The organism is Collimonas arenae, from assembly GCF_001584165.1.
In the GTDB taxonomy this organism is placed as follows: domain Bacteria; phylum Pseudomonadota; class Gammaproteobacteria; order Burkholderiales; family Burkholderiaceae_D; genus Collimonas; species Collimonas arenae.
Map to the genome: position 1 here is coordinate 3,061,367 of NZ_CP013233.1, position 25,712 is coordinate 3,087,078.

At 57.9% G+C, this 25,712-nt stretch carries 14 protein-coding genes and 4 pseudogenes; 5 read left to right on the forward strand and 13 right to left on the reverse strand.

Features of this window, described 5'->3' with window-relative positions; all coding sequences use genetic code 11:
• Positions 1-92 precede the first annotated feature (92 nt).
• Positions 93-962, reverse strand: coding sequence for a formyltetrahydrofolate deformylase (gene purU, locus CAter10_RS14140; RefSeq protein WP_061535368.1), 870 nt, complete (start codon positions 960-962; stop codon positions 93-95).
• 201 nt (positions 963-1,163) lie between these two features.
• Positions 1,164-1,706, reverse strand: a complete 543-nt coding sequence (locus tag CAter10_RS14145) for a bactofilin family protein (protein ID WP_061533901.1) — start codon at positions 1,704-1,706, stop codon at positions 1,164-1,166.
• Between the two features lie 325 nt (positions 1,707-2,031).
• Here CAter10_RS14145 and CAter10_RS14150 point away from each other — a divergent pair, with 325 nt between their 5' ends.
• From CAter10_RS14150 to CAter10_RS14160, 3 genes and pseudogenes are all read left to right on the forward strand, one after another.
• Positions 2,032-3,123, forward strand: coding sequence for a YjgN family protein (locus tag CAter10_RS14150; protein ID WP_061533902.1), 1,092 nt, complete (start codon positions 2,032-2,034; stop codon positions 3,121-3,123).
• 25 nt (positions 3,124-3,148) lie between these two features.
• Positions 3,149-4,147 carry a M48 family metallopeptidase gene (locus CAter10_RS14155; RefSeq protein ID WP_061533903.1) on the forward strand — a complete coding sequence of 333 codons (999 nt, stop codon included), beginning with the start codon at positions 3,149-3,151 and terminating at the stop codon, positions 4,145-4,147.
• 55 nt (positions 4,148-4,202) lie between these two features.
• Positions 4,203-4,995, forward strand: a pseudogene (locus CAter10_RS14160) (thymidylate synthase).
• Between the two features lie 28 nt (positions 4,996-5,023).
• Here the strand turns inward: CAter10_RS14160 and CAter10_RS14165 are convergent.
• The 7 genes and pseudogenes from CAter10_RS14165 to CAter10_RS14190 form a co-directional block, all read right to left on the reverse strand.
• Entirely contained in the window at positions 5,024-6,190 is a 1,167-nt protein-coding gene (locus CAter10_RS14165; protein WP_236905375.1) for an efflux transporter outer membrane subunit, read from the reverse strand.
• Positions 6,076-6,465: a hypothetical protein gene (locus tag CAter10_RS23710; protein WP_236905377.1), complete on the reverse strand. Its 390-nt coding sequence runs from the start codon at positions 6,463-6,465 to the stop codon at positions 6,076-6,078. The genes CAter10_RS14165 and CAter10_RS23710 overlap by 115 nt, the downstream gene beginning before the upstream one ends.
• A gap of 11 nt (positions 6,466-6,476) precedes the next feature.
• A complete protein-coding gene (locus CAter10_RS14170) occupies positions 6,477-7,769 on the reverse strand; it encodes an efflux RND transporter periplasmic adaptor subunit (RefSeq protein WP_061533904.1) in 1,293 nt (430 codons plus the stop codon).
• 140 nt (positions 7,770-7,909) lie between these two features.
• A complete protein-coding gene (locus tag CAter10_RS14175) occupies positions 7,910-9,784 on the reverse strand; it encodes an ABC transporter ATP-binding protein (protein ID WP_197467129.1) in 1,875 nt (624 codons plus the stop codon).
• 218 nt (positions 9,785-10,002) lie between these two features.
• Positions 10,003-11,597 (reverse strand): annotated as a pseudogene (locus CAter10_RS14180) (OpgD/OpgG family glucan biosynthesis protein).
• 21 nt (positions 11,598-11,618) lie between these two features.
• A pseudogene (gene mdoH, locus CAter10_RS14185) lies at positions 11,619-14,233 on the reverse strand (glucans biosynthesis glucosyltransferase MdoH).
• Positions 14,206-15,768 carry a glucan biosynthesis protein G gene (locus tag CAter10_RS14190; RefSeq protein ID WP_082797926.1) on the reverse strand — a complete coding sequence of 521 codons (1,563 nt, stop codon included), beginning with the start codon at positions 15,766-15,768 and terminating at the stop codon, positions 14,206-14,208. Before CAter10_RS14190 ends, mdoH begins: the two are co-directional and overlap by 28 nt.
• A gap of 384 nt (positions 15,769-16,152) precedes the next feature.
• Here CAter10_RS14190 and CAter10_RS14195 point away from each other — a divergent pair, with 384 nt between their 5' ends.
• Positions 16,153-16,665 (forward strand): dihydrofolate reductase, encoded by a 513-nt coding sequence (locus CAter10_RS14195; protein ID WP_061533906.1) that lies wholly within the window; start codon positions 16,153-16,155, stop codon positions 16,663-16,665.
• Between the two features lie 276 nt (positions 16,666-16,941).
• Positions 16,942-19,205, forward strand: a pseudogene (locus tag CAter10_RS14200) (Orn/Lys/Arg family decarboxylase).
• A gap of 80 nt (positions 19,206-19,285) precedes the next feature.
• Here the strand turns inward: CAter10_RS14200 and CAter10_RS14205 are convergent.
• The 4 genes from CAter10_RS14205 to hrpA form a co-directional block, all read right to left on the reverse strand.
• Positions 19,286-19,498, reverse strand: a complete 213-nt coding sequence (locus CAter10_RS14205; protein WP_061533907.1) for a DUF1653 domain-containing protein — start codon at positions 19,496-19,498, stop codon at positions 19,286-19,288.
• A gap of 37 nt (positions 19,499-19,535) precedes the next feature.
• Positions 19,536-20,765 (reverse strand): DUF2863 family protein, encoded by a 1,230-nt coding sequence (locus tag CAter10_RS14210; RefSeq protein ID WP_061533908.1) that lies wholly within the window; start codon positions 20,763-20,765, stop codon positions 19,536-19,538.
• 9 nt (positions 20,766-20,774) lie between these two features.
• Entirely contained in the window at positions 20,775-21,341 is a 567-nt protein-coding gene (gene dcd, locus CAter10_RS14215) for a dCTP deaminase (protein ID WP_061533909.1), read from the reverse strand.
• Between the two features lie 116 nt (positions 21,342-21,457).
• A complete protein-coding gene (gene hrpA, locus CAter10_RS14220) occupies positions 21,458-25,366 on the reverse strand; it encodes an ATP-dependent RNA helicase HrpA (RefSeq protein ID WP_061533910.1) in 3,909 nt (1,302 codons plus the stop codon).
• Between the last annotated feature and the right edge of the window lie 346 nt (positions 25,367-25,712).

The window sequence follows — 25,712 nt, forward strand, 5'->3', positions numbered from 1 at the left end:
CACCGGCGCTGGACGCAAGTTAAAAAAATGGCCCCAACGAAATGGGGCCATTTTTTATTTCCGGGTGAAACATTTGAACGCTTCAGATTGCCTTATTTGAACACCACGGTCTTGTGGCCATTGAGCAGGATCCGATGTTCGATGAAACACTTCACCGCCCGCGCCAGCACCACGCATTCGACATCGCGCCCTATTGCCGTCAAGGTTTCAGGATCCATCGCATGATCAACCCGTGCCACGTCCTGTTCAATGATCGGACCTTCGTCCAGATCGCCCGTGACGAAATGCGCGGTGGCGCCGATCAGCTTGACGCCTCGGTCGTGCGCCTGATAGTAGGGCTTGGCGCCCTTGAAGCTCGGCAAGAATGAGTGATGAATATTGATCGCGCGGCCGGTCAGCGCCGTGCACATCGAAGGTGACAAAATCTGCATGTAACGCGCCAGCACCACCAGATCGATATTGTTGGCTTCAACGATCTCCATGACCCGCGCCTCTTGCGCCTGCTTGGCCTGCGCCGATGCGCCGGCTGCCAATGGCAGATGATGGAACGGAATGTTGTAACTCGCTGCCAACTGGTAGAAATCGGTATGGTTGGAGACGATGGCCGGAATCTCTACCGGTAACAGGCCGCTCTTGTAGCGGAACAACAGATCGTTGAGGCAGTGGCCGATCTTCGAGACCATCAGCATCATGCGCGGCTTCTTGCCGGCGTCATGCAATTGCCAATGCATTTGCATCGTATCGGCCAGTGTCGAGAACTGCGCTCGCAAGTCCTGATCGCTGATCGAGGCGTCGTCGGACGAAAAATGCACGCGCATGAAGAACAGCTGCGACTGGGCATCGCCAAACTGCGCGGAATCGATAATGTTGCAACCGTGATCGGCCAGAAAGCCCGAAACGCGGTGAACGATTCCACGCTGATCGAGGCAGGACAAGGTGAGGATGTATTCTGGATAGCTCATGTGATATGTTGTGTAGGCGATAATCTGGCGCTGCAGCCGCAGGCTAAAGGCGCTATTGTCGCATGCCTGCATGCACAACATACAAGATAGACAAAAAACCGGGATGGGCATGAATGCCGTCCCGGCTGGCAGCAACAAACGGCACTCCGACCAAACCCCACTGCCGGGCAGGCCGGAATACCGCCGTGCAGCGGTTATGACTTACACAACAGCGGTAGCTGGCGCGGTTGAGCTGGCCGTAGCCGGCTTGACGCTGGCAGCCGTGCCAACCTGAACTTCGCCTGTCAGTTGGCCACCTTCTTCGATCACCACTTTGCCGTAACGAATCTTGCCGGAAACCTTGCCGGTCGAATAAATCACCAGTTTTTCGCGGACGGTCAGGTCGCCGTCGAACTCACCATAGATTTCAGCCAAGTCGATTTCTGCCGAACCCTTGAAGGCGCCCTTTTCCGCGATATGGATCACGCGCGAATTCATTGTTGCTTCAACACGTCCTTCAACCACCAGTGTGTCGCAATCGGTGATCTCGACGCCCTTCAACTTGATGTTTGGGCCGACAATCAGTTTGCTGCCGACTTCATTGGTGCTGGATGACGAAACATGACTGGCAGGAGTGCTCACAGGATTGCTCGCCTTCGGAATGGAGGAAGTACTGCCGGAAGTCAGGTTGCTGCCGGTGCTGAAAGGAGAATTAGGGGTCGGTGTCTCGCGCTTGCCGCCGAAAAATGTATCTGATTTAAGCATGTGATCTCCTGGAAAATGCTGTCTAGCTAATGACAACCCTATGGGCTGATTCAGTAATGAAAACATCGCCGGCGCTACGCTTTACACACCAGAACTCAAGTGGTGTTCGCAACGACAACGATATGAATAACAAGTGTGCCTGAGAGATGAAAGTCTCCAGCTTTCGAGGATTCCCCTCCGGAAAAGTTCAGGGCAAAAATCATTAATTTGTAACCGCGCTCAAAACAACGGAAGGCTAGGACAACCTGCTATTGACTTTCGATTGTCAATCATTCATCTTGTTGTCCAACAACAATGTCAAATATCACACAGGGAGAAAACTGGAATGAGCATACCACCTGCAGATGCGCAGTCGTTAGACTTTGCGGCAAGCCCAGCGCCATCGCAACCGACAATCGCGCCATTTTCTTTTACGGGACGGGGCGGCGAATATTTCCGCATATGGATAGTCAATCTCTTGCTTTCCATCGTTACGCTCGGCATCTACTCGGCCTGGGCCAAGGTCCGTCGCACCAAGTACTTCTACGACAACACCAATATCCACGGTAGCAGCTTCGAATATCACGGCAATCCGATTGCGATCCTGAAAGGACGCATCATCGCTGTGGTGCTGATCGGCGCCTACAATATCGCATTCAAACTTTCGCCAGTAATTGGCCTGCTGGCGCTGCTCCTGATGATGGGGGGCATGCCATGGCTGATCTGGAAAAGTTACCAATTCAAGTTATACAACTCAAGCTACCGCGGCATCCGCTTCGGTTTTCGCGGCAGCGCGGGACAGTCCTACGTCAAATACCTGCTGCTACCGATCTTGGCCGGCATCACCTTCGGGCTGCTGTTGCCGTTCGCACATCAACGCAGCAAGAAGTACCTGCATGAGGAAAGCAAATTCGGCACGACGCATTTCTCGTTCGATGCCGGCGCCGGTTCCTTTTACAAAGCCTATCTGATCGCCGCCGCTGTCGCCTGGCTTGGCTACGCTGCCATCCTGGTGATGTTCGGTGGCACACTGATGGCGATGTTGGCTGGCCTGAAGCATGCGGGTGCTGCTACCTTGATCAACCTCAGCCTGATGTTCTTCTGCATGTATGCGTGGACATTCCTGATCGTGCCGCTGTTCCTGACGATGATCCAGAATCTGATCTGGAGCCATACCAAGCTGGGACCGCATCAGTTCCACAGCAATCTTAAATGGTCGAAAATGGCGTTCATCATGATCACCAACCTGCTTGGCATTGTTTTCACGCTGGGGCTATTCACTCCCTTTGCCCAGATTCGCGCGCTCAAGTATCGGGTCGAATCGGTCACCCTGCACGCTGCGGATTCGCTCGACAACTTCGTCGCCGATGAAGAGGCTCATGGCTCTGCAACCAGCGAAGGGATGTCGGATCTGCTGGATTTCGATCTGTCGCTGTAAAACGCATCTGGCAAAAGCACACACTATGCAATCCAGGACGGTGTCCGCCTTTTATTTCGATGGCAAGACTTCACGCAGATATGCGGTAGAGCTGACAGTCGATGCGGGCATCGCCTATCTCTCCGGAGAGGTGCAAAGGCAGGCGCCGATTACCGAGCTGCGTGTCTCTGAACGCGTATCAAGGGCCGCGCGCAAGGTAACGTTCCCCGACGGCGCCTATCTCGAAATCGCCGACGTCGATGCATTTGCCGAGTTACTGGCCAGTACCGGATACCAGGATTCGCTGGTAGTACGCATGCAGCAAAGCTGGCGCACTACCCTGCAAGCAACCGCAGCGTTGATCGTGATCCTGGTGCTCGGCTATGTATATCTGCTGCCGGCCGCCTCGGGCGTGATTGCCAACGCGTTGCCTGAGTCGGTGGAAAGACGGATTGGCGCCGACACACTGGAATTTCTCGACCAGCGCATGTTAAGCGCCTCCACGCTGCCCAAGTCAGAGCAAGATGCAATCATCAGCCGCTTCCGCGCTCTGCGGCCGCCGGCACAAGATGCTCCTGACTACCAGATCATTTTCCGCAAAAGCAAAATCGGCCCCAACGCGTTTGCCCTGCCTTCCGGCGAGATTGTCGTGACCGATGAACTGGTGCGCCGACTGGATGATGACGACGCGTTGATGGGTGTGCTGGCGCATGAGCTGGGACATTTGCATCGACGTCACTTGATGCGACGCCTGATCCAGGCATCGGCGGTTGGTACTGCTGCTGCCGTGCTGTTCGGCGATGCCTCGACATTGATCGCCACTATTCCGCCGCTGGTGCTGGATCTGAAATACTCGCGCGATATCGAACTGGAAGCGGACGACTATGCCATCGCCATGTTCAAGGCAAATGGCATCAGCTTGAAAAAACTGGCTTATACCTTCGAAAAACTCGATAGCGAGCCAACCGGCTTCTCGCCTTACCTGTCGACCCATCCGCCCAGCAAGGAACGCATTGATCGCATATTGAAGGCGCAGGCGGAATAAGAGTGGCGGGCAGATGCGTTACAATCTTGCCATCCGCCTAGCAATTACGACAAAAATGCAACAATACCTCGATCTCATGCGCCATGTGCAGCAACATGGCAGCGTCAAAACCGACCGCACCGGCACCGGCACCCGTTCGGTGTTCGGCTATCAGATGCGTTTCAACCTGCAAGACGGCTTCCCGCTGCTGACCACGAAGAAACTGCATCTGCGCTCAATCATCCACGAACTGATCTGGTTCCTCAACGGCTCGACCAACATCAAGTATCTAAAAGACAACGATGTCAAGATCTGGGACGAATGGGCTGACAGCGACGGTAACCTGGGACCGATCTACGGTTATCAGTGGCGCTCCTGGCCGGCGCCGAACGGTGAGCATATCGACCAGATCAAGCAAGTCGTCGAGCAGATCAAGAACAATCCGGATTCGCGCCGCCTGATCGTCTCCGCCTGGAATGTGGCCGACATCCGCAGATGAAACTACCGCCCTGCCACGCCTTCTTCCAGTTCTATGTGGCCGACGGCAAGCTGTCCTGCCAGTTGTACCAGCGTAGCGCGGACATTTTCCTTGGAGTGCCGTTCAATATCGCATCCTATGCGCTGCTGACGCACATGATGGCGCAGCAGTGCAACCTGGATGTCGGCGATTTCATTTGGACCGGCGGTGATTGCCATCTCTATTCCAACCATGCGGAACAGGTCGAATTGCAACTATCGCGCACTCCAGGTCCGTTGCCGAAGCTGAATATCACGCGCCGGCCGGAGTCGATCTTCGATTATCGTTTCGAGGATTTTGAGATCAACGACTATCACCGCAAGCCCATATCAAGGCGCCTGTCGCGGTATAACAGCGTGGGGTGGGCACCTCCGTGCCGCCTACGATTTCTCCGTGGCGGGGGTGCCAACAGGTACATCCTGCCAGCCACCACCCAAGGCTTTGTACAGCGAGACTGTCGCCTTCAGGCGCTTCAGCTTGAGCTGGCCCAATTCATTCTGGACTTCCGACAAGGTGCGCTGGGTATCAAGCACCGTCATCAAATCCTCGGCGCCGACGCGATACCGGATTTCCGATAATTCGAAAGCAAAACGCGCCTGCTCCATTTCGGTGTTCTTCAATTTGCTCTGCTCATCCAGGCTGCGAATTTGTCCCAGCGCTGTATCGACCTCGGACAATGCGTTGATCACGGTAGAACGATAGACCTGTACCAGCTCCTGCTTCTGGGCGATCGCCAGATCGCGTTCGCTGTTCAGCCGCCCAGCGTCGAAAATCGGCGCCACCAGCCCGGCCCCCAGGTTCGCCAACATGTTCGGGCCGTTAAACAGGGACAGCAACGCATTGCTCTGGCCTCCGGCAGATCCGGTCAGGCGAATACTCGGAAACAGAGCAGCACGCGCTACGGCAACATTGGCATTGGCAGCAGCGAGTTGCGCTTCGGCGTGACGGATATCCGGTCGCCGCGACAGCAACTCTGATGGCAAGCCCGGTGTCACCTGCGGCAACAGAATCTTGGCCAGACCTGGCTCGTTGACGGTGAATGTCTGCGGCGGACGCCCCAGCAGAATCGCCAGCGCCGTCTGCGCCTCGCGTTCTTGTTGCATCAGATCTGGAATCACCGCTTTCTGGCCAGCGACAGCAGACCGCTGGCGCGCCAGATCAAGCGGCGACGCCGCACCGGCACGACTTTGCGCGGCCACCAGGTTAAGCACGCGCTCCGCATTGGCGACGTTCTGCTGGGCGATTTCCAGGCGATCGCGCAACGACAGCACCTGCAAATACGTCGACACGATACCGCTGGTGACAGTCAGCGCGACTGTCTCGCGGTCATAACGATTGGCCTGCAGTGAAGCTTCCGCCGCCACCAGGCCGGCCTTGTTTTTCCCCCAAAAATCAACTTCGTAGCCGATCTCCAGCAGTCCGCTGGTGGATGTCACGGCGCTGCCGCTGGACGCCAGCGGCAGCGCACGATTGATGCTGGTGGAAAAATCTGCATTCGGCAGCAATGGCGCACCAGCGATACGCGCCTGCGCTTCGGCCTGATGCACGCGCGAAATAGCGGCGGCGATTTCCAGGTTACTGGCTTGCCCTGTGCCACCAACTGGCTCAGTTCATCACTACCGAAACGTTTCCACCAGCTGCTGTCCGGCCAATCCTGCTCACCGTTATTGGCAGATAGATCCCAGCCGGACGGTATCTCCACGCTGGGCGTTGCCTCCTTGGTCTCGATCTGTTGACTGGCGCAACCGGACAGCAGCAACAGCAGCAATGCGCTGGAACACAGTGCCAGCGGCGAAAAAAAACGAACGGGGCTTCGGCTCATACGCATCTTCATCAGTGCACCTTGACCGCTGCCGACACTGCTGATGCAGACGCTGCTGCCGATGCCGCTGCGTTTGGCGCGCTGGCAACCGGGGTCGCGACTTTACTCAACGTTGCCGGTGCCGCTGCTGCACCCGGCACCACCACTTGATCGCCTGGCGCCAACCCGGCCAGGACCTGCACCATTTTCTGGTTGCGAATACCAATCTTTATATTGCGTGCTACAGGCTGCTGATTGGCGCCGAGCACCTTCACGTTGTAGCTGCCGTCAACCTCCGGCTTACCCAGCACGGCAACCGGCACGACGACTGCATCATGTGCCTGCGCCAGCACGAAACTAACCTGAGTGCTCATCCCACTCATCAGCTCCTGTTGCGGATTGTCGACTTCAAACAAGACGTTATAGAAAGTTTGCTTGCCCTGCTCTCCCGAGCCGTCGGCAGGAACCGGGATGACTTGCCGCAACTTGCCTGACCAGCGCTTGCCGGGATAACCCGGGGTGCTGAAGTACGCGGTCATGCCCTTGTGCAGCAGCGGCACGTCAATTTCTGCAACACGTGCCTGCACTGTCAGACGGCTCAGGTCCGCGATGCGCATCAGCGATGCGGTCGGCTGGCCAGCATTCACCGTCTGGCCTGTGCGCGCCGCTACCGACACCACGGTGCCGCTGATGGGCGCCACCACCTGGGTATGGTTACGAGTTTCCTCGTCGTCCTTCAAGGTCGATTCGGTTTGGCGAATCTGGGCATTGATCGCCTCGACCCGGGCGGCGGCGGAATACATGCCCATCCGGCTCGATTCAAACGATTCTTCACGTGTGGCGTTCTCCGCTTTCAACTGCGTCTGACGCTTGAACTGCAGTTCTGCAAAATCCAGTTGCGCGCGCTGGTCGGCCAATTCCGCCTGCAGTCTCGCCAGCTGGGCGCGATTGCTTTCCACGCGCGCCACCGGTAGGGTCGGTGTAATTTCGACCACCATCTTGCCTGATTTGACCTCATCGCCCACCATCACCAGCACATCCTTGATCTGTCCCGAGACTTGGGCCACCACGTCACTGTATTTATGTAATTGCAATTTACCGTTGGCAAATACAGCCTGTTCGATGTCGCCGCGCCCGACAGGAACAGTCTGCAGGCGCACCGGCGCAACAACAGGCGCAGGCGGCGGCCGGTGCCAAAAGGTCTTCCAAAGCAGAAGCCCTGCTCCCAACGCGATCAACAACGCCAGGACAGCGATCAACCAGCGTCGGCCCGTGTGGCCGAAGGTTGTTGCAGAAGTGGAAATATCAGTCGATTCAACAGTCATTGGTGCGAAATCAGGAATGGTCAAATATCGGTCGTTACGGGCAATTGCCCATAGGAGAAAAGGACGCACACTGCCGTATGGCAACGGCAGTGCAACGTATGAACAAGCTCGGTCAATGCATTCAGTCGCTATAAGGTCAATTATGCCAGCACGGCTTGCGTGTCCCCTTCTTGCACGTCGTCATCGTCGATTTCTTCACCAAGAAAACCGCCACTCTGATGCGCCCACAACCGCGCATACAAGCCACCGCGCTGCAGTAAGCTGTGATGATCGCCTTCTTCAACGATGCGGCCTCTATCGAGCACCACCAGCCGATCCATCGCAGCGATGGTCGACAAGCGATGCGCGATCGCCACCACGGTCTTGCCTTCCATCAGGCGATACAGGCTAGCCTGGATCGCTGCTTCGACTTCCGAATCGAGCGCGCTGGTAGCTTCGTCCAGCAACAGGATCGGCGCATCTTTCAACATGACGCGAGCGATTGCAATGCGCTGCCGCTGACCGCCAGAAAGCTTGACGCCGCGTTCGCCGACATGCGCGTCGTAGCCGGTCCGTCCCTTGGGATCAGTCAGGGTCAGGATGAAATCGTGCGCTTCGGCGCGCTTGGCGGCAGCCAGCATATCGGCATCGGTTGCATCTGGGCGTCCGTACAGCAGGTTGTCGCGGACTGAACGATGCAACAGCGAGGTATCCTGGGTCACCATGCCAACCTGAGCGCGCAAGCTGTTCTGCGTCACCTGCGAAATGTCTTGGCCGTCGATCAGGATGCGGCCTTGTTCAACATCGTAGAAACGCAACAGCAAATTGACGATGGTCGACTTGCCGGCGCCGGAACGACCGACCAACCCAATCTTTTCACCGGGACGGATATTTAGCGACAGCTGCTCGATCACCGGACGCTGGCCTCCATAGGCAAAGCTGACACGATCGAAGGCCAGTTCGCCACGCGTCACCTGCAACGGCTTGGCATCGGGCTGGTCCAGTACGGCGTGCGGACGCGCCAACGTGTTGATGCCGTCCTGCACCGTACCAACTTGCTCGAACAGCGAAGCCATTTCCCACATGACCCAATGCGAGATGCCATTCAGACGCAAGGCCATTGCCGTCGCCGCCGCCACCGCGCCGATGCCGACCTGGCCCTGGGTCCATAACCAGAGCGCGGCACCTGCGGTGCTCAGGATCAGCAGCATGCTCAACGTGTGATTGACGATTTCAAAACCAGTCACCAGACGCATCTGGCCATGCACGGTCTGCAGGAACTCCTGCATCGCCGAGCGCGCATAACCGGCTTCTCGACCGGCGTGCGAGAACAGCTTGACTGTCGCGATATTGGTATAGGCATCGGTGATGCGGCCGGTCATCAGCGAACGCGCATCGGCCTGGGCCTTGGCGACCTGGCTCAGGCGCGGTACAAAGAACCACAGCGCCAGGCAATACAGCAGCAGCCAACCGAGGAACGGCACCAGCATCCAGCCACTGAAACTGCCGACCACCGCTACCATGGTGACGAAGTAGATCACCACGAACACCAGGATGTCGCACAGGATCATGCAGACATCGCGCACCGCCAGCGAAGTCTGCATGACTTTGGTGGCAACGCGACCGGCGAATTCATCCTGATAAAAATGCATGCTCTGGTTCAGCATGAGGCGATGGAATTTCCAGCGCAGCATCATGGGGAAGTTGCCCGCCAGCGCCTGTTGCTTGAACATGCTCTGCAAGGCGACGACGATCGGGCTGGCCAGCAATATACCGACCAGCAGTAGCAAATTGCCGCTTTCATGGGTCCACAAGGTCGACGGCTGGACATGTCCCAGCCAATCGACAATCCGTCCCATCATGGCAAACAGCAAAGCCTCGAACGCACCGGTAACCGCGGTCAGCAAGGTCATCGCAACGATGTAGGGACGCAAACCCTTGGTGCAACTCCAGACAAAGGCAAAAAAGCCGCGCGGCGGCGGCGTCACGGCGGTGTCCGGATACGGATGCACCAGCCTTTCAAACCAACCAAACATGGGAATACTCCAAAAATAAGCAGTGCGCAAGGCGCAACCAAGCTACACAGTATATTGCAAATGTGTAAAAAACCTGAGGCCCCGCCGGCTTTTTGGACCACGTCGACAACCAGAGTAGCCAAGACCAGAATTGCCCGGCCCAGCCACTAGTTGTAGCGGCGGTTTGTCAGTCAGCGATGCCGGGCCGATTGCGGTCGGCATATCGCTGCCGCAACCAGCTAGAAAGTACGCTGCGCCGGCGCTGGCGGCGTCCATTGATACAGCCAGGTCTCGCTCAACGGCTGGCCGTCGGCCGCCAGGTACACGCGTATGTCCATCGGTTCGACGCTATCGTCGACGGGCTTCAAGTCAAACATGGCGCGATAACCCTGAATTGCATCGAGTGGACGAGCCGACGTGATCTCGACCTTGCCGCGAGAAGCGCTGATCATGACCTGCACCTTGGCGTCCTTGCCCAACAAGGCCAGATCGCCGCCGGCAAAGTCGATGACAAAGCGGCGCGAATAATAAGCGCGCTTCTGGCCGATCACGCCGCCCATGCCGGTGCGGGTGGCAACCACCTGCGCCAGCGGCGATGAGAACGGCATCTTGCTGCCCCAGTGCAGGCGATAGGCAAACAAGCGCTCCTGCCCTGGCTGCGGCTTCTCGGCAGGATTCCAGAATGCCACGATGTTGTCGAAGGTTTCATCGAGCGTCGGAATTTCCACCAGTTGCACTGCACCTTTGCCCCACCCTGCTTTCGGTTCGACCCAAAGGCTGGGACGGCGATCGTAGAACACGCCGTCGTCCTGGTAGTGGTCGAAATTCCGGTCACGTTGCAGCAGACCGAAGCCGCGCGGATTTTCATCCTGATAGGCATTGAAACGCAGATGTTCGGGATTGACCAGCGGGCGCCAAACCCATTCGCCATTACCGCGCTGCAGGGACAAGCCATCCGAATCGTGGATTTCCGGACGCCAGTCATCGCTGGCGTTCAGGCGGCGATCATTCTCGCCGTACTGGAACATGCTGGTCAGTGGGGCGATCCCCAATCGCTCAATCGTCTTGCGCGGATACAGTGCGACATCGACATCCATCACCATCGTCGCCGACGGCTGAATCTCGAAGCGGTAAGCGCCAGACACGCTGGGCGAATCGAGCAGCGCATACACCACCAGCTTGCCCGAATCCTTGGCCGGACGTTCCAGCCAGAAGCTGGTGAACAACGGGAATTCTTCCGGCCGATCCATACCGCAATCGATTGCCAGGCCACGCGCCGACAAGCCGTATTGCCACTCGGCGCCGACAGCGCGGAAATAACTGGCGCCGAGGAAAGCGGTAATGTCACGCTCCAGGTCGGTATGGAAATTCACCCGGAATCCGGCAAAGCCAAGATCCTTTGGCATATGATCGGCCTTCAAGCCGCTCTTGCCGTAATTGAACATGGCCGGATCGTAGGCCAGTTCCTGTGCCTGGCCGTCCTTCAACTCATAGATCTGCACCGGGCTCTTGAAAAACAGGCCGAGATGGAAGAACTTGACCTGGAAACGCAACTGATCCTTGGCCCACAACGCATGGTCGCCACGATAACCGATGGCTTGATACTGATCCCAGTCGAGCGCCTTGACCTCGGGCGGGATATGATTTTCCGGCAGCCTATATGGCTGGCTGGCCAGTTGCCTGGCGTGCCCTTGAGCCAGGCGTAATCGAAAGCCTGTGGCTGTCCGAGGAATTTCAAATGCTCCGGCGCAGCCGCTGCCGCCAACAGCGAACTTGCAGGAAACCCGGCGGCGGCAAGCGCCGCCGACGCTTTCAGAAAATCACGTCGTAACATGCTACTCCTTGTTTGATTGTTTCAGTGAATCGGGTCAGGTGCGGCCAGCAATGCCTGCCAGCGGCGATTGACTTGTTCCGAGTTCCAGATATCGAAATGCAGCTGTGACAGCATCAGCGGATCGTCCAGCAGCGCATTTTTTTGCCGCGATGTCAGGCTGTCGGGACCGCCCTTCAATGCACTCTGAACCAATGCGTTCCGCGCTGCCACAGTCGCCGCGGGCACACCCGGGCGCGCCGTCACGGCGGCGCACAGCAAAGCATTGAATACCGGATCGATCACCGCGTCATTAAAATTCGCCAGCGCCTTGCCGTTGTCGTTATAAGCGGTAGTCGCCGCCAGTTCAGGCGGCAAATCAACCTCTTCCGGAATCACGAACAAACGCGCGTGACGGAAGCTGCGACCGAGCGTGACGCGGCTGGAAAACACCGACAATGGAATCGACAGCACCAGCGAACCCACGATCGGCAACAGCCACCACAAGAAACCCGGCTCAAGCCAATACACGGCGCCGCCCCAAACCAATCCCAGCAAGGTATGGCCGCCATGACGTCGGCAGGCTTCGCCCCAACTGGTCTCGGCATCCTCACGCGGCGGCGATTTCCAGCTAATGGTCCAGCCAAGAAAGGCGCCGATCACGAAACGCGTGTGAAACAGCATGCGCACCGGCGCCAGCATGACCGAGAACAGCAATTCCATGACCATGCTGGCAGCTAGCCGCAGTGCGCCGCCAAACTCACGTGCGCCCTTGACCCAGATCAGCACGACACTCAACACCTTTGGCAGGAACAGCAAGGTCGCCGTCGCGGTGAAGAGCGCCAGCGCGCGTTCCGGATGCCATTCCGGCCAGAGCGGAAACAACTGCCCGGTGCAGAAAAATATTCCGGCGCCACCAGCGTATGTACAGCCAGCAGCACCGTTGACAACAATAGCGACAAGAACCATAGCGGCGCCGACAGGTAGGCCATGACACCAGTCACGAACACAGCCCGATGCACGGCATGCATGCCGCGCGCCAAGAATAGGCGGAAATTCATCAGGTTGCCCTGGCACCAGCGGCGATCACGCTTCAGTTCATCCAACAGATTAGGTGGCATTTCCTCATAGCTACCGGCCAGGTCATAGGCAATCCACACACCCCAGCCGGCGCGCCGCATCAGCGCCGCCTCGACAAAATCGTGCGACAGGATTTCACCAGCCAATGCGCCTTCTCCGGGTAGCGGCGCCAGTGCGCAATGCTGCATGAACGGCTGCAAGCGGATGATCGCATTGTGTCCCCAGTAGTGCGATTCGCCCAGCTGCCAGTAGTGCAATCCGGCGGTAAAAAGCGGGCCGTACACGCGCGTTGAAAACTGCTGTATACGCGCATACAAGGTGTCGCGGCCAGCCGCGCGCGGCGCGGTCTGGATGATGCCTGCGGTAGGATTGGCCTGCATCAGGCGCACCAGCGTGGTCAGGCAAGTGCCGCTCATGACGCTGTCGGCGTCGAGCACAATCATGTAGCTGTACTGCGATCCCCAACGGCGGCAGAAGTCATCGATATTACCGCTTTTGCGCTTGACCCGGCGTCGCCGATGCCGGTAGAAAATCCGGCCGAAGCCGCCAACCTTGCGGCACAGCGTCGACCAGGCATCCAGTTCGGCAGTACAGATATCGCTGTCGCCACTGTCGCTCAGTACGAAGAAATCGAAACGATCCAGTTCGCCGCTGGCCTGAACCGATTCGTAAGTCGCGCGCAATCCGGCAAACACCCTGGTCACGTCCTCGTTACAGATCGGCATCACGATCGCCGTCCTGGCTTCAGCCGGAATCGGTCCGGGTGCAGCATCTTCGCGCGAAATCACGTAACGGTCGGTGCCACGCATCAGCACTAGAAACCCAGCCATCGCGGTCCAGAAACCGGCCGACACCCAGCAAAACAAAAGGGCGAACAAGCCCAGCGTCACCATTTCGAGCGGCTTGGCGCCGTGATACGGTAATACCGCGCTCATGAAATAGGTTGCCAGTGCGGTCTGCGCCAACATCAGCATCAACAACACGATGCGGCGCAGATTGCCGCGCGACGTGCTGCGGTGCTGATCCTGGCTGTCGACGGTGGGAACTGCTTGCGGCTCCGGCTGCGGCAGCGCGGTCGAGCGAGCGGCCTTTTTATGGCGCCGCTGCTTGGCGCGCGGACGCAGATCGAATTTGCGATTGGCGCTTTCGATCCAGCGCACCAGCGGATTCAGGGTTCCCCACGGATGGGCGACTATCGGCGTACGCTTCAGCGGCGGCGCGATCTCAATTCGGGTTCGACCGCTGGCATCGGTACAAATGGCTGGCGTATGCTGCGGCATCGCTGCCTTGACCGGCTGGCCTGACGGCGGCTGGCCGAACGCCAGTTGGAGCCGGGCAGCGATAGAAGCATAGGCAGGATTGGCGGCCGCGGGCAGCGCTGTGCCAGCACCTATGCTACCGGCCAGTGCCTGGTGCAACGCAGCCATCGGCGCCTTGTCATTCTCTCCAAGGCGCTCCGACAAGGCGGCACGTCGCTCGGCCGACAAAGGCAAGCGATCAAGGTAGCGTTCGCATATGTCCGGCACGGCCGACGGCGATTGCAATTCGCGTTCTAGTTGGGCGGTAATATGTAACTCCAGGTTTCCGATAAAGTGGTGCTGCCGCCGCGCAGGAAGCCGCGCAGCTCAACCGGCTTGTTGTCTTCATTACGACGCACACGCAGTATCATGCGCCAGCCTCCGGTGGCATCGTTGCGGATCACCTTGGTGTCCAGCAGCTTGCCATTGTCGTCGACACTGACCACGCCTTCCGGCTGGACCTTGTCCGACAGTTTCTTGAATACCGGCCCTTCAAAGTCGACGATCAGGCCGACGCTGTTATCGTCATTCTTCTTTTGATAACCTTGGCCGCGCCTGGTCTGCGTCACCCACGAAAGCGGCGGCCTCTTTTCCGCATCCTTCTGCCAAAGCAAGGTGTATTCCAGGTTGAACGGCTGGCCAACCTTAGGCGGCGTTTCCGGCACCCAGAATGCAACGATGTTGTCGTTGGTCTCGTCGGGCGTTGGAATCTGCACCAGTTCTACCCTGCCGTTACCCCAGTTGCCTTTCGGTTGGATCCAGGCGCTCGGGTGTTTTTCAAACCTCGCATCGAGATCCTGATAGCTGGCGAAATTACGATCACGCTGCATCAAGCCGAATCCGGCCGGATTACTGAGCGCATAGGAAGTGACCAGCAGGCGCTTCGGGTTGACCAGCGGACGCCAGATCCATTCGCCGGTGCCGGAAGCCACCGACAGGCCATCAGAATCGTGCACTTCGGGGCGGAAATCTTCGTTCGCCGAGCGCTGGTTGTCGCCATGCAGGTACATGCTGGTCAGCGGCGCCAGCCCCAGTTTGCTGACATTTTCACGCAAATACAGCTGCGCCTTGACATCGATTGCGGTATCCACGCCGGGCTTCAACACGAAGCGATAGGCGCCGGTGACGCGCCGCGAATTCAGCAACGCGTAGATGGTCAGCTCTTTGGCGCTCGTGGTTGGCCGTTCAACCCAGAATTCCGTAAAGCGCGGAAATTCCTCGCCCGAACTCAAGCCGGTATCGATCGCTAGGCCGCGCGCCGACAGACCATAGGACTGATCCTTGCCAAGTCCGCGGAAATAGCTGGCGCCGAGAAACGACAGCACCTCATCCTTGTATTTGGGGGTATTCACCGGGTAGTGCACACGGAAACCGGCAAAACCAAGGGAGCGCAGCTTGCGCAGATCGACCTTGTTATCGCCAAATTCGAAATCGTTCGCATCGAAGCGGATTTCACGTACGCTCTGACCGTTGATCTCATTGATCTTGACCGGTTGATCGAACGCATATCCTTCATGAAAAAAGGCCAGTTCAAACGGCAGTTTCTGGCTGCGCCAGAGCGATTTCTCTGGCTTGAAGCGGATGTCCTTGTACTGCTCGTAGCTGAGATTGCCGATATCCTTCGGCAAAGTGGTGTCCGGCTTACTGTATGAGGTGTCGGCCAGTTCCTTGGCGCGCCTGGCGACGGTATTGAAATCGAACGCAAATGCATTGTTGCCGATGCACGGCAGTAACAAGGCAAGCGAAATAGGTAAGGCCGCTAGGCGCACCCGCGCGGGGATGCAAGACGGCGTCCGCTGAGACAAATTTAAATGCATTGGATTCCCATCTGACACTGCTGAGATTGACCTGCTCAACCCTGCCGCGTTGGCAGTGCCGAGAGTAGGCGGTAGTTTATCAGTGTTCTATAATTTTTTATGTCCATCAAGCAATGATTTGGCGGCAATTTGCGCGCTTTCAACAATCAACAAACAAGGCTGCACGTGGCTTGGGGCATAGGATCGGCATAAACTTGCCAAGTTGGCAGCACTATTTCGCCATTGAATGCCCCAGGAAAAGAATTCCTCGCCAAGATATCAGGCCATGGCGGTTAAGAGCCACGACGAGCCGACAAAGTTCCATCTGAAACTTTATAGTAAGATCAGCGTTTTTTAACCAAGCTGAATTTAAGCTGAACAATTCAGGCCAAGCCGCCAGCGCCCATGACATCTCGCCTTACCATTATCGTCGCCACCGACGCCCGCAACGGCATTGGCATCAACAACACGCTGCCCTGGCATTTGCCGGAAGACCTGGCGCATTTCAAGCGCACCACGTCGGGCCATCCCATCATCATGGGCCGCAAGACATTTGAATCGATCGGTCGGCCGTTGCCGGCGCGGCGCAATATCGTCATCACCCGCAATCCCGACTGGCGCCATGACGGCGTCGAGAGCGCTTCCTCGTTGGCCGCCGCAGCGGCCCTGGTGGGCGATGCCGAAGCGTTCATTATCGGCGGCGCCGAGATCTACGCCGCAGCACAGCCGCTGACACAGCGCCTGATCGTGACCGAAATCCAGCAAAGCTTTGATTGCGATGCATTTTTCCCCGCACGCGACCCGCAGCAATGGCAGGAAATTTCACGCGAGACCCATCATTCCGACGCCAACAGCTTTGACTACGCTTTTGTGGTCTACCAGCGCCGCTCGCCCGCTTCGAGCGAGGCCAACAGCTAACCCGATCAGATGACGGAATGACATCTGTTGTTTTCTGCAGGAATTCCCTCATCTTTATCCCCAATTTCGTGCATATCTGCGAAAATTCGACTTTCTTTTTTTGAGTGGCTGCTACCGGCTGCCACGCAAAAAGCAGCAGGCTGCATGCCCTACCCAGGCAACGCCCGGCAGCACTTCCAGTGCCAACCGGGATAACGACTTTTTTTAATCGCCACTTCGATTGGCCCGACACTTGTCCGCAGCCTTGTTATCAACAACCGTCTCTTGGAGACCTCAATGAAATTCCGTTTCCCGATCGTCATCATTGACGAAGACTTCCGCTCCGAAAACACTTCCGGCCTTGGCATCCGCGCGCTTGCCGACGCCATGGAAAACGAAGGCATGGAGGTCTTGGGCGTCACCAGTTACGGCGACCTGTCGCAGTTCGCCCAGCAGCAATCGCGGGCGTCAGCCTTTATCTTGTCGATTGACGATGAGGAATTCGGCGGCGGCTCGTTCGAAGAAACCGACCACGCGCTGAAGTCGCTACGCGCCTTCGTCGAAGAAATCCGCCATAAGAACGCCGACATCCCGATCTATCTGTACGGCGAAACCCGCACCTCGCGTCACATTCCGAACGACATCCTGCGCGAACTGCACGGCTTCATCCACATGTTTGAAGACACCCCGGAGTTCGTCGCGCGCCACATCATCCGCGAAGCGAAATCCTATCTGGACGGCCTGTCGCCGCCGTTTTTCCGGGCGCTGGTGCATTACGCGCAAGATGGCTCCTACTCGTGGCACTGCCCAGGACACTCGGGTGGCGTGGCTTTCCTGAAATCGCCGATCGGCCAGATGTTCCACCAATTCTTTGGTGAAAACATGCTGCGTGCCGACGTCTGCAATGCGGTGGAAGAACTAGGCCAGCTGCTTGATCACACCGGCCCGGTGGCCGATTCGGAACGCAATGCGGCACGCATCTTCAACGCCGACCACTGCTACTTCGTCACCAACGGCACCAGCACCAGCAACAAGATGGTGTGGCACTCGACCGTCGCTCCCGGCGACATCGTGGTTGTCGACCGCAACTGCCATAAATCGATCCTGCACTCGATCATCATGACCGGTGCGATTCCTGTGTTCCTGATGCCGACTCGCAATCATCTCGGCATCATCGGCCCGATCCCGCTGGAAGAATTCACGCTGGAAAGCATCCAGAAGAAAATCGAAGCGAATCCGTTCGCGCGCGAAGCCCTCAACAAGAAGCCGCGCATCCTGACCATCACGCAATCGACCTACGACGGCGTGATCTATAACGTCGAAACGCTGAAGAACATGCTGGACGGCGAAATCGATACCCTGCACTTCGACGAAGCGTGGCTGCCGCATGCGACTTTCCACGATTTCTACAAAGACATGCACGCCATCGGCAAGGACCGTCCGCGCGCCAAGAAATCGATGATCTTCTCGACCCAGTCGACCCACAAGCTGCTGGCCGGCCTGTCGCAGGCATCGCAGATCCTGGTGCGCGAATCGGAAAGCGTACAATTGGACCAGGACGCCTTCAATGAAGCCTACCTGATGCACACCTCGACATCGCCGCAGTATTCGATCATCGCCTCCTGCGACGTCGCCGCTGCCATGATGGAAGCGCCGGGCGGCACCGCACTGGTGGAAGAAAGCATCCTGGAAGCGCTGGACTTCCGCCGCGCGATGAAGAAGATCGACGAAGAATGGGGCAAGGATTGGTGGTTCCAGGTGTGGGGCCGAACAGTTTCTCGGAAGACGGTATCGGTAGCCGCGAGGATTGGGTCATCCGTGCTGAAGACGACTGGCACGGTTTCGGCAACCTGGCGCCGAACTTCAACATGCTCGATCCGATCAAGGCCACCATCGTTACCCCCGGCCTGTCGCTGGAAGGCAAGTTCGGCGAAAGCGGAATCCCTGCTTCGATTGTCACCAAGTACCTGGCCGAACACGGCGTTATCGTCGAGAAGTGCGGCCTGTACTCGTTCTTCATCATGTTCACCATCGGCATCACCAAGGGCCGCTGGAACACGCTGCTGACTGCACTGCAGCAGTTCAAGGACGATTACGACAAGAACCAGCCGATCTGGCGCATCCTGCCCGAATTCGCCGCAGCTAACCACGGCAAGAATGCACGTTACGAGCGCCTCGGCCTGCGCGACCTGTGCCAGCAGATCCATGAAACCTACAAGGCCTACGACGTGGCGCGCCTGACCACCGAAATGTACTTGTCCGACATGCAGCCGGCGATGAAGCCATCCGATGCATTTGCCAAGATGGCGCACCGCGAAATCGACCGGGTGCCAATCGACCAGTTGGAAGGCCGCGTCACCTCGATCCTGCTGACGCCTTACCCACCAGGCATTCCGTTGCTGATCCCGGGCGAGCGCTTCAACAAGACCATCGTCGACTACCTGAAGTTCGCGCGCGATTTCAACGAGAAATTCCCGGGCTTCGAAACCGACGTGCATGGGCTGGTGAAACGTGAAGTGAATGGCAAGCGCGATTACTTCGTTGATTGCGTACGGCAGTAAATTGCGCAGCAGGCATGGCTAATAAAAAACCGGGAGGCTCGATCGAGCTTCCCGGTTTTTTTATGCCACTGATTTTGGCTTTACAGCGGTGCGAAGCGCCGTGCACCGTTCTCCAGCAAGCCGTTGAACAGCTCTGCCGGCCGCACCCACAAGCCTGGCGTATGCGGCCACAAATGTTCGTACACCACCATCGCTTCATCGGTTTCCGAATGGCGAGCGATGCCGATGTAGCGATACAGGCCGCCCTTGTAATGGCGATGAGTCGCGATTTTTTGTGCGTCTTCTTCAGTCATTGCATTTTCCAGAATACAAATAGCCGGCCAGGTTATATCAAACCGGGTACGCTTGCACGTCAAGCGGCTGGCCGTCTGCATCGAACTTCATGGCGACCGCCAGCGACGTGATGCCGATGGTGGTCAGCGCGTCATACACATCGTCGATCTCGGCCTGCAAATCGCCTGTAGCGCCCAGCGGCTTTTCCGCTGAGACCAACAGTACGCCATCATGGCCATACAGGCTGACGCGCAACAGCATCTCGCCGCGCACATCGGCCGGGCCGACCACTGCCCTGGCGTCGTATGGCGCGCAACCCTTCTGCTCCAGGCCGTGGTTCAGCTCGGACATCATCAGCAGCATGAAGTATTCAGCCATGCCGCGCTCCTTGCCGCCATGGAACAGGTCCTGGTACAGGAAATGGATCGCGATTTCACTGCCGTCGGTCACCAGGCAACGCTGTACCAGTGGCGCGACTCGCTCGGCCCACTGCTGAAAACGCTCCTGGCGCGCCGCGAAATAGGCATCGGCAGCAGCCTCGTCGGCAGGCACCAGGTAAAACGGATCGTCGGCGCTCTTGAGCGCGAAACCGAGCAGGAAGCGCAACTCCAGCGCCTCGTCGTCGGCAGCAAACTGGTTGTCCGGCCAGGTCCCGAAACTGCGCTCAATTGCTGTTGCCGGCGCCAGCTTCTTGTCGGCCATCGCGGCGAATGCGTCGCGATTCATTTCAAACAGATCGCTGTAGCGGATGCTGTCTATCTCGTCCATGTGGTAAGCATGGCTGACCAGAACCACGCTCGCGTCCGGGCTCTCCAGTTGCGCTTCCTTGATGCTGGCGCTTAACGCTGCGAATGCCTCGTCGTCCTGGAAGCATTGCTCACGCTTGAGGCCGCCGGCGACACGGGCGAACAACGGGATGACGAATACATTCAATTCCAGCGCCTTGCCGTTATCGCGTCGCACCAGCAACACTTCCGAGGCTTCTTCGATGGTGGTTTTCAGGAACTGAAAGGCATCGCTGTCGGCATACCTGGTGCGCTCGATGGCGTCGTACAGGATCTCGTCCTTCTTCTGCTGCAGGCTTTTCCGGATGACCTTGTGCAGATCGGCATGAGATTGCCGCCGCGCTTCAATCTCGGCGGCGTCTTCGCTGTCATCCTGTTCGGCCAGGACAATCGCCAGGTCGCACAGCGCCTGGGTCTGGATTTCATCCTTGTCGTCCGCCCATTCGTTCGACTTGTTCGATTCGCTTGCTTTGCGCGGGACCGGCCGCTTGTTCTTTGGCATGTCTGGTCTTCAGGTCTTTGGAAGGGTGACGCCGTGCTGGCCCTGGTACTTGCCGCCGCGGTCCTTGTAGGAAGTCTCGCAGATTTCGTCGCTCTCGAAAAACAGCACCTGGGCACAACCTTCACCTGCATAAATCTTGGCTGGCAGCGGCGTGGTGTTGGAGAATTCCAGCGTCACATAGCCTTCCCATTCCGGCTCGAACGGCGTGACGTTGACGATGATGCCGCAACGCGCATAGGTCGATTTGCCGAGGCAGATGGTCAGTACGCTGCGCGGGATGCGGAAATATTCCATGGTGCGCGCCAGCGCAAACGAGTTGGGCGGGATGATGCACACATCGCCGGTGAAATCGACGAACGATTTCTCATCGAAATTCTTTGGATCGACAATGGTCGAGTTGATGTTTGTGAAAATCTTGAATTCATTGGCGCAGCGGATATCGTAACCGTACGACGAAGTGCCGTAAGACACGATCTTCTGGCCGTTAGCCTCGCGCACCTGGCCCGGCTCGAACGGCTCGATCATGCCGGTTTCCTGCGCCATGCGGCGTATCCATTTGTCGGATTTGATGGTCATTGTTTTCTATCAGAAATAGTTTGTGGTCGGTATTTGGCGCAATTTTACGCGAAAACCCCTTTAAATCCGCGACTTCAGGCGTTGGTAACGTTCTGCCAACACCACTCCAGCCATCCTTATCGCTGCATCGACTCCCATACCTTTTGCAGGCGCTTGACCGATACCGGCATCGGTGTGCGCAACTCCTGCGCAAACAGCGACACCCTCAGCTCCTCCAGCAACCAGCGGAACTCGGCCTGCTTCGGATCGGCCTTGCCGCCCCGATCCTTCTGCGCGCGCTGCCACGGTGTGCCGACCTGCGCCCATTCCGCCATCAACTTGGCGTCACGAGCCGGATCGGCGCGCAGTTTTTCAAGCCGTACATTGATCGCCTTCAGGTAACGCGGGAAATGCGTCAGGTTGGCATAATCGTTGTCGGCAATGAAACGCTTGCTGACCAACGACTGCATCTGCGCCTGGATATCGGCGACCGATTGCGGATGTCCCTTGGCGCCTTGCAGCTTCTTCGGCAAGCCGTAATACTCGGCCAGGATCAGCGCGGCTAGCCGGGCAATTTCATTGCACAGCAAACCCAGGCGCGATTTGCCTTCATCCTTGCGCTGGTTGAACTCAGTAGCATTCTTCGGCAGGGGCTGCTGCAGGCAGGCGCGCTCCAGACCGGCGTGGATGATCTGGTCGCGCAGTTCTTCCTGCGAACCGAGCGCCAGGAATTGCATGCCCATCTGCTGCAAGCCGGGAATATTTTTCTCAAGGAATTTCAATTGCTCCTTGAGTTGCAACGCAAACAGCCGGCGCAGGCCAAGATGATGGACACGCGCCGCCTCGTTCGGATCGTCGAATACTTCCAGGTCGCAGTGACTCTGGCGATCCACCAACGCAGGGAAACCGATCAGGGTCTGTTTGCCCTGCTGGATTTCCAGCAACTCCGGCAGTTCGCCGAAGGTCCAGCCGGTCAGATTGGTGAATTGCGCGTTGGCGTTGTCGCCGGCTTTGGATGGCGCCTGCTGCGCGGCGCGGACAGCCTGCGCCGGCGCGGCTTTGGCGGTTGATGCCGTGCCACCGCCCGGAGCCGCAGGTGCGTCCGCAACGGCAGTCGCCACCGCCAGCTTCTGGAAACTCTCACGCGCCTGGCCGCCGAACTCAGCCTGCAAGGCAGGCAGATTACGCCCCATATCGAGCTGGCGACCGTGCTCATCGACAATCTTGAAATTCATCGAATGATGCGCAGGCAGCGTTTCCAGTTTGAAATCGGTGCTGCGCGTGGCGACGCTGGTTTCATTGCGGATATCCGCCATCAACGCATCCAGCAGATTGCCATGACCGAAGACGTGGCGTGACTGGATACGTTCGCAAAATCCGGCGGCATAGTCTGGCAGTGGCACGCAGTTGCGGCGGATCTTTTGCGGCAATGACTTCAGCAGCAAATGCACCTTTTCTTTCAGCATGCCAGCCACCAGCCAATCGCAGCGGTCGACATAGACCTGGTTCAGCGCGAACAACGGCACCGTCAGCGTCACGCCGTCACGCGGCGTACCCGGCTCGAAGTGATACGACAGCGCCATTTCGATGCCGGCCACGCGCATCACTTTTGGAAACAGTTCGGTGGTAATACCGGCTGCTTCATGACGCATCAAATCGTCGCGGTTCAAGAACAGCAGCTTGGGCGTCTGAACACTGACATCCTTGTGCCATTTTTCAAACGTGATGCCGTTGCAGATATCGGCTGGAATCAGCTTGTCGTAGAACGCCGCGATCAGGTCATCGTCGACCAGCACGTCAAGTCGGCGCGACTTGTGCTCCAGGTTCTCGATCTCGCGGATCAGCTTCAGGTTATGTGCGAAGAACGGTGCTCTCGTTTCGAACTCTCCACCGACCAGCGCGTCTCGAATGAAAATCTCGCGTGCTTCCTGCGGATTGATCAAGCCGAAATTGATGCGACGCTGGCTGTACACCACCAGCCCGTACAAGGTGGCCCGTTCCGACGCCGATACTTGCGCCGTGCGCTTTTCCCAGCGCGGTTCGCCATACGACTTCTTCAGCAGATGAGCACCAACCTTCTCCAGCCATTCCGGCTGGATCTGGGCGATGCAGCGCGCATACAAACGGCTGGTGTCGACCAGTTCGGCCGCCATCACCCATTTTCCGGCCTTTTTCGACAAGTGCGAACCAGGCCACAGATGGAACTTGATGCCGCGTGCTCCCAGGTAATGCGGATCGTCGTCGGCCTTGAAGCCAACGTTGCCGAGCAAGCCGGTCAGCAATGCGCAATGCAACTGTTCGTAGGTAGCCGGCGCTTCGTTCAGGCGCCAGCCCTGCTCGCGCACGATCGTCAGCAACTGCGAATGGACATCGCGCCATTCGCGCAGGCGCAGCTGCGACAGGAAATTGGCGCGGCAGTTATCCATCAGCTGGCGATTGGTTTTCTTGTGCTCGATGGCTTCCTCGAACCATTTCCAAATCTTCAGGTAACTCAGGAATTCCGATTTTTCATCGGCGAATTTCTTGTGTGCCTGGTCGGCAGCGCCCTGCGCTTCCATTGGCCGGTCGCGCGGATCCTGCACCGACAAGGCGGCAGCGATGATCAGCATTTCGCTCAGGCAGACATTATCCAGCGCCGCCAAAATCATGCGGCCGACGCGTGGATCCAGCGGCAGCTTGGCCAACTGACGACCGGTCTTGGTCAGCTGATTATTGTCGTCGACCGCACCCAGCTCCTGCAGCAGCTGGTAACCGTCGGCAATCGCCCGGCCTGGCGGCGGCTCGATGAACGGGAAAGTCTCGACATCGGTCAGATGCAACGACTTCATCCGCAAGATGACCGAAGCTAGCGACGAGCGCAGGATTTCCGGCTCGGTGAATTTCGGCCGCTGCAGATAATCCTGTTCTTCGTACAAGCGGATGCAAACGCCGGCAGCAACCCGGCCGCAACGGCCGGCGCGCTGATTAGCGGCCGACTGTGCAATAGGCTCGATCTGCAGCTGTTCAACCTTGTTGCGGTAGCTGTAGCGTTTTACCCGTGCCAGGCCGGCATCGACCACGTAGCGGATGCCCGGTACCGTCAGCGATGTTTCGGCGACATTGGTGGCCAGCACGATGCGGCGCGCATTCGACGACTTGAATACCCGTTCTTGCTCCTGCGCCGACAGCCGCGCGAACAGCGGCAATATCTCGACATGCGCCGGATGATGCTTGCGCAGCGCTTCCGCGGCGTCGCGGATTTCGCGTTCGCCCGGCAAGAACACCAGCACATCACCGGAACCGATGCGCGCCAGTTCGTCGACCGCATCGACCACCGCGTCCATCAGGTCGCGTTGTTCGCGGTCGCGCTGGGCTGCACTTTGCGGCGCATTCGGCTTGGCGGCAGCAGTCCCGGCCGCAGGATTGACGCCGCTGCGGTCGGCATTATCGACCGGCCGATAGCGCACTTCGACGTCATACAGACGACCAGAAACTTCGATGACAGGCGCCGGCTTTTCTGGCGTGCCGAAATGGCGGGCGAAACGGTCGGCATCGATGGTTGCCGACGTAATGATGACCTTCAGGTCGGGACGTTTCGGCAGCAACTGCTTCAGGTACCCCAGCAGGAAATCAATGTTCAGGCTGCGCTCGTGCGCTTCGTCGATGATGATGGTGTCGTACTGGCGCAGCAGCGGATCGGTCTGCGTCTCGGCCAGCAGGATGCCGTCGGTCATCAGCTTGATCCAGGCGCCCTTGGTCAGGGTGTCGTTGAAACGCACCTTGTAACCGACGTGTTCGCCCAGCGGCGAGTTAAGTTCCTGCGCGATGCGCTTGGCAGTCGAGGAGGCGGCAATCCGGCGCGGCTGGGTATGGCCGATCATGCCGTTCAGGCCACGGCCTAACTCTAGGCAGATCTTCGGTAACTGAGTGGTCTTGCCGGAGCCGGTTTCGCCGCAAACGATGATGACCTGATTGGCAGCAAGCGCCGCTGATATTTCCGCGCGCTTGCCTGATACCGGCAACTCTTCAGGGAAAATAATAGGCGGCAGCGGATTGCGTTCCGGCACCTGCCGCGCAGGCTCGGGACGTGACGACCCGGAGCGCGGCTGAGATGGGCGGCTGGCAGTGCTCTGGGGCTTGGGCGATCAGTGGATCGCGGTGGTTTGTTGGATTCGGATACGGACATGAGGAAGGAATTATACAGAGCGCCACCCACAAATCTGTTGCTAATTCCACTGCTAATTTCATTCCCGATTTTGAAACGCCTGACGCCGATGTGGAGTAATCGACCCAGACAGCGCAAAAAACATGGGGATATTAATAAATTAATATCGAATTTCTTACATTGACCAGCCAGGCAACAGCCACTCCTTCATCTTCGGCGTCCGCCTGCATTTTAGTGATTCATATAGG